A 6,333-nucleotide genomic window follows, 5' to 3' on the forward strand; every position below is an offset into this window, starting at 1 on the left:
TTATCTGCAATAATCAATAATCACCCTACCTAACTAAAAGCTGAATAAATATAATTGTACCATGTTATGTATATAAAAGGTTGGGTTTTTTATTGGAAGAAATACCGTAATTCTTTCAATGGTATATTCTATTTATATCATACCCTTGTGCAATTGTCTTTAATCAAGCTCCTTATAACACAATATACAAATTGCACCGACAAAAGAACCTTTTTATAAAACCTTCGCATAAAAATGGAAACATACAAAGAAAACCCACCAAGTAGCCATCTAAAACCTAGACGCTAACACGGTGGGTTGCTTGTTTCCCGTTATTTTCTTTTCTTCCGCTTTCTTTTCACCTTCAGTTTGTATGAGCATTTCTCTTCCAAGTATTCCTCCCATTCAACATCTATCTTTAATTGATATACAATTCGGCCATCTAAGTGAATCACTCCACTTTCAACAACCCGTTCAAACAAGTCACCCCTGAAAGGAATACGTTGTTTCAATGGATTGAAATCATCTATTCCATTTAATTCATTCACTGACCACTCGAATTCCCCGAAACAATCCCTATTTCCGCTAACTTCCGCTTTCCCCACTGACTACTGGTTCCCGCATTGACCGCTTCTTCTTGAGCCATACTACAAGAACCGTTAACATTAAATCACTATCTTTATCGGCTGTATGAACATTCTCGCATTCAAAATGTGCGTAGACTGCGCCAACATGTATAAAAAGTTAATGTTAATACACCTATCAATACCAAATTGGAACTAATTCTCATCCATTTTTAAATCAAATAAATTTAGTCTAAATCCTTTGATCAAAGAACGAAATCTTAATTCAGGAGTTACACTTAAAGAGGATATAAAAGCTGAGACAATATTATCTTTTTCAGAATTACTTAATTTATCTATTAAAGCTGGACAAAAATATACATTTTCACTAAATTCAGCTAAACAAAAAGTAATATACTTGAGAATTACATCAAGGTTTGTATTTCTTTTTAATTTATCTATTAAAGCCTCATAGCAAGTATCATCAATATGTCTACTTACAATAATTATCGACGATGTTTCTTTTGGAATAACAGATATATAAAGGGAAGGTACAAATAACTTTTCGTCATAGTCATAAATATCAACAGTTTTTTCTCCTTCAATATCTACATTGACAGCTACTGCTGTTGTTCCTGTGAATCCTACTCTGTATGGTAATACTTTAATAAATGATTCCATTTTATTATAGGATCTATCTTCATAGATTTTTTGGAATCTACGATATTCCAATTCTTTATCCTTCAAGTCCAACTCACAAGCCCTATAATTTAATTGAATTTGTAGATCTCTTGTAGCATGAGGAAACTTTTTAAAGAGTTTAGAATAATGCTTTTTTAGCCTTTTCTTTCTATGAAATTCAAAGCAAAATGCACGAAACGCAAACCAAAAGTTTTGTTCATCAGATTTTACATAATCAGCATCCTCTATACAGGAGAAGTATGATTTATCGTGATTTTTACAAAAACCTGTAAACTTACTAGCTTGATTTTTTCCTACTTTTTCAAACTTAAGTGAAGGCACATTATTTTTTATTACCGGAGTAAGATAATATATATGATTATCAATAGAAATTTTGTCTAAAACACCATTATTTTGGAGTGAATGTGCCCCTATAATGTCTTTTGTACATTCATCTTTATTAAAAGCAAAGCAGGTTTCAAAATCCGTCTCCCTGAATATCTTTTGAGATTCAAATATAATTCTTCCTGGTGTATAATTTAGTTCTTTTTTATTATATGATTTACCTTTCTCGTAGCAACAAAATTTATATTTTTGACCACTTTCACAAGGACAATCTTCATAGGGTTCAAATTTAAACTTTTTAGCCACCTTCTTTGTAGTAAACATGATATCCCCCTTTTTCATAAGCCATTTTAATAGAAAATTTATCGAGTTCTTTATTAATTCTAAAACTCTTCAATTCTACAAATATCTACGTATTTCGGGTGGTGACAGGCATCAAATACTAGCTAATATTTATTCTCCTTTAATAATATATATTTCTTGCAATCAATGCCTTTTGCAACATCATCGAAAATTTCTGAAACATTTTGTTTTTGTAACATGAGAACCGTCCCTTTGCTTCTTTTAAGGTCTCTACTTTACTATTACAAAGATTATCGGCAACAATTACTGTATGCCCCGCTTCTAGTAAAGCGAAGCAAGTATGTGAACCTATATATCCGGCACCACCGGTAACTAGTATATTCATAAAAAGATAGCCTCCTATCAAATTACCTTTAAATATTCCCCCAATAAAACAATCTATCATTCTACAAATCTCGACAAATTCCGGGTGGTGACAGGCACCCAAAACCAAATTGCAATTCAAGGTATAATAACATATAATTATTTATATAATAGAAATGATCGAGTGCTACTAACACCCGATCAAAGCAACTACATGCCGCATAAAGCGCGGCTGACCAAAATTTTATGATCTATATGAAATAGTCACCTTACTTTGGCGGGCAGGGTGGCTATTTCTTTTTATTTATATAGACGACAATGGTTACAATTAGTGTAAGTACCGCTATTAGTACTAAGCTAAATTGAGCAATTAAACTAAAAGCCTCGTATGTCGTCATCAGCCTCACCCCCTTTCATAAGGGAGTTCAGCCGCCACCTTGCAATATGTAGTTACTAGCTAAAAGTTTATCAATATTACCAGTAAATATCTACAGTATGAATAAAACTTTGCTGTCCACCTTTTCTCGCTTTGCTTTAAAGTATTGTATCGATATGCTATTGTAATTAAATCTTAACTCTACGGGGTCCATTATTCTACAAATCTTGACAAATTTCGGGCGGTAGGCAAAGCTTAAACTTTTCCAGGCTAGATTAAATAGTATCTTCATATTGCAAATTAAAACCAATATCTTCAGTATACCGTCCATAAATGATTTTAATAATGTGTCTATTAGTTTCAATAATAACTTTCAATTCAATTTTATTATTTTCTTTTAATGAAAAATACTTATCAACAGCATACTCCAAAACATCTATATATATTTTTGCTAATAATATCAAATCTAATGTTTTATTATTACACTCTTCTCCTGAGCGCATCCTTACATGTGTTTTTCCGTCTATTTCCTTTAAATAACTTCCTACTACTTTTGGATCAATATGAGCTTCTTGAGAATATAAATTGTATAACTTTCCATATTCTTCATTTACCTTTTTAAGATATTTTACAGTTTTAGTTACACTTTGGTTAATGATAGTTTTTTCATTGCTTTGTTCTATCACAAAACATGCCCAACAAAGTTGCTCATAAATCATGCGAAAGACCGTTGAAACCTCAATATAATATCCAAATCTCAATAAGAGTACGGCACTTTCAAAAGATGATTTCAACCTAGACATAGCTAGCAAAAAAAAATTTTGTCCATGATTTAACTCGACAACTTTAATTGTTTTACAAAAATAATCGATACAAATAGCTGTTGATTTAACAATTGTATCCAGAACAATATCTACATCAGATAATTGACTTTTATTATCATAACGGTTGATGTCCAGTGAGTTCGTAACATTTTCAATAGTATCTGATTGTAAATTCTTATCGATATACGAAATTATTGCCGCAGCAATGTGTCTACGAAACTCTGGGGAACTATTTGTTGGTAATGCATAGGGAATATCTTCGAATAAATATGGCTTAAGTGTAAAAATACTATTTTCAATTGAAATGCTACATTCATTTATTTTTTTTATTATTTTTTGATTTTCCATTAAGTGGTCCCCTTAGATTATTATATGGGTAGAATTGTTAAATTTACTTTCCATAAAGCATTTCTAAGTTCAAATTATAAATCAAGAGCTCCGCAAAGATTTTACCCTTTACAGAGCCACATGGGAATCAAACCACCGCTAATTGTAAACAGCCCTTTCCATGATTATAATTCCCATAAACACAAGTGTGATATATCCATTTTATTGTTTGAATCAAGTGCTTCACTCGGAATTAAATAGTTCTTCCCATTATAATTCACTTCATAATCACAGGAACGATATAATTTTTCATCTTCAGGTAAATCATATGGTTTCTCAATTATTAAATAATCTTTTTCGATTTTAAATATCGAATTAGTAATCTTATACCTAACCCCACGTTTTAACCTTATCCCATTTGATAATTCTAGAAGGCTGCTGTCACCCAAATCGTCTGCAAATACCTTAATATTGGCTTTTATATCATCATAATAGGTTCTTCTAATTGAACTGTAGTATAAGCTTGTACTCATTGTCGTTTTCACTAACTCTAGTATTAACGAATAAATTAACTCCAGCCCCAATTTAGTGATTATTAGTTGAAAATTAGTTTTCATATTACTGTAAGAACAAGTTATCTCATTGTTCTTTATAACAATTGAGTTCTTCGAATGAACTGAAGCATTTCTTAGCAACTTGAGAATTCTAAAAAGCTGACTTAAAATGATTTCATCATCACTTTTTTTAGTCATTCTTTTGTATCTTTGCCGAAATGATTCACCATCTAATTCTGGGTGAAGTAAATCAACTTTTGCATCAATAATGCTAAAAAAGAACATTATACCTAAAAGGACATTATCCGAGATATTTGCTCTATTTAGATAAACAACTTCCGAATCTGACATTAACAATGATGTTGTATTTTCTTCATATCTAACCGTTCGAATCTCTGGTGCATGAATACGGGTATCCGTTCTTTCAAGAAAGGAAACTGTCTGTTTTATAAAATCATCAATCATATTTATCACTTCTTTCTAGTCCTGCAAAGTTTTACTCTCCGCAGAGCCTTTCCAAAGTCAAGTAATAAAACAAAACTTTCTTTTTTTTATTCTATAAACTTCAGGTGACTCATTCGGTAATTAAATCCGATTTGACTATGCTGGTAATGTCGAGCTTGATCCCGTGCTTGCATTGCCAAAAAGCGCACTTTCGCTAATGCATCTGAATCATCTGATACAAGCATTCCCCCACCGGATGTTGTGATTATTTTATTTCCATTAAAAGAATAGATACCAACCGACCAAACGTTCCGCTTTCTTTACCTTTACATAAAGCACCCAAAAATTCTGCAGCATACTCGATTACAGGGACATTATATTTATCACATATATCCAAAATCTTATCCATATCAGCACTTTGACCATATAGATTGACAACAACTACGGCTACAGGAAGCTTACCTTCTTTTTCAGTATAATATCGGGCGGTGACAAGCATCCAAAATGGAGATCTTCATGTTGTGGTAGCAAAAACCCCGCTGAAAACACCCTTTGCAGCGGGAATTATATTAAAAATCTAACACTCTTCAATTCTACAAATCCCAACATTTTTCGGGTGGTGACTGGCACCCAAAACTAAAACTAAAACTTTACAATTCTACAAATCTCGACATTTTACAGGTAGTGACAGGCCCAATCAGTTATTACAGACAGAAAAACTACCTTTCGAATATAGCCTCAATTTCATAAATGTATGACTCTTTTGAATTAGTATTGCCCCGACCTTCGTAATCAATTTCGCCCGGTTCAAAATAAGAATCAATAGCTCTGTCTATGTCATAGGAATTAACGATAAAAGTATTTGACAAATCTGTATAGCAAATAATACTATTATTCAAATTAGCTAAAATATTTTGCACCTCATCTTTAATATCTTCCTCTATCCGTTGCTCTAATTCTTGAACCACTGCCTCTTTATCAATATCGTACTCTACATCATCTCCACAGTACCAAGGTTTCGAATTTTTATTTAATAAATCGTTAATATCATAATTATAACAGTAATCAGTGACATCAATATATTCTGTATACAATGATATTGCATCATTAAGCATGTTTTTACATAATGATTTAAACCATATAACCTCTAAATTATATTTTTCATAGCATTCCTGTAATAGATTGATTGTGCAAACTAAATCTTCCAACTTCAAATTCACAAATAAATTTTGAATACAATCCTCTTCCACAATAAATTCATAGATTGAATAAAATTGATACAATTCTTTTTCAAATAAGGTTTCAAAAATATCATTATAGGATAGCCAATCCTTTTGTCCGTAAAAATAACCATAAGCATTGTTTAAATAATCATGTATATTTCGTTTATAACGAATATCTTTTATATAACTTTTACAAATAAGTGATGTAATAAAGTAATTTTTTTCAGCCTCATTAACAAAATCTATATCATTAATTTTACCACTATCAATAATTTGTACATAAACATCGGGTAATTCATGCACAAAATAGCATCTTTCTAGTTGTTTGAAACTCAACTTTCGCACCAATAA

The 6,333-nt window shown here is 31.4% G+C and carries 6 protein-coding genes and 2 pseudogenes; all 8 read right to left on the reverse strand.

Annotated elements, in window-relative coordinates; translation table 11 throughout:
* Window positions 1-311 precede the first annotated feature (311 nt).
* Window positions 312-527: a hypothetical protein gene (locus P9E47_RS07440; protein WP_326163012.1), complete on the reverse strand. Its 216-nt coding sequence runs from the start codon at window positions 525-527 to the stop codon at window positions 312-314.
* Window positions 528-758: 231 nt separating this feature from the next.
* Complete coding sequence (locus tag P9E47_RS07445) at window positions 759-1,892, reverse strand: SEC-C domain-containing protein (protein WP_326163015.1); 1,134 nt, start codon at window positions 1,890-1,892, stop codon at window positions 759-761.
* Window positions 1,893-2,121: 229 nt separating this feature from the next.
* Window positions 2,122-2,256, reverse strand: a pseudogene (locus P9E47_RS07450) (NAD-dependent epimerase/dehydratase family protein); the annotation flags it as partial.
* A 268-nt stretch (window positions 2,257-2,524) separates the two neighbouring features.
* Complete coding sequence (locus P9E47_RS07455) at window positions 2,525-2,632, reverse strand: putative holin-like toxin (RefSeq protein WP_326163016.1); 108 nt, start codon at window positions 2,630-2,632, stop codon at window positions 2,525-2,527.
* Between the two features lie 253 nt (window positions 2,633-2,885).
* A complete protein-coding gene (locus tag P9E47_RS07460) occupies window positions 2,886-3,782 on the reverse strand; it encodes a hypothetical protein (protein WP_326163017.1) in 897 nt (298 codons plus the stop codon).
* A gap of 164 nt (window positions 3,783-3,946) precedes the next feature.
* Window positions 3,947-4,780, reverse strand: a complete 834-nt coding sequence (locus P9E47_RS07465; protein WP_326163019.1) for a hypothetical protein — start codon at window positions 4,778-4,780, stop codon at window positions 3,947-3,949.
* 101 nt (window positions 4,781-4,881) lie between these two features.
* Window positions 4,882-5,231 (reverse strand): annotated as a pseudogene (locus tag P9E47_RS07470) (DegT/DnrJ/EryC1/StrS family aminotransferase); the annotation flags it as partial.
* Window positions 5,232-5,478: 247 nt separating this feature from the next.
* Window positions 5,479-6,333 (reverse strand): hypothetical protein (locus P9E47_RS07475; protein WP_326163020.1); only part of this gene is annotated, 855 nt, incomplete at its 5' end.

The sequence above is a fragment of the Schinkia azotoformans genome, assembly GCF_035811335.1.
GTDB lineage: Bacteria > Bacillota > Bacilli > Bacillales > Bacillaceae_J > Schinkia > Schinkia azotoformans.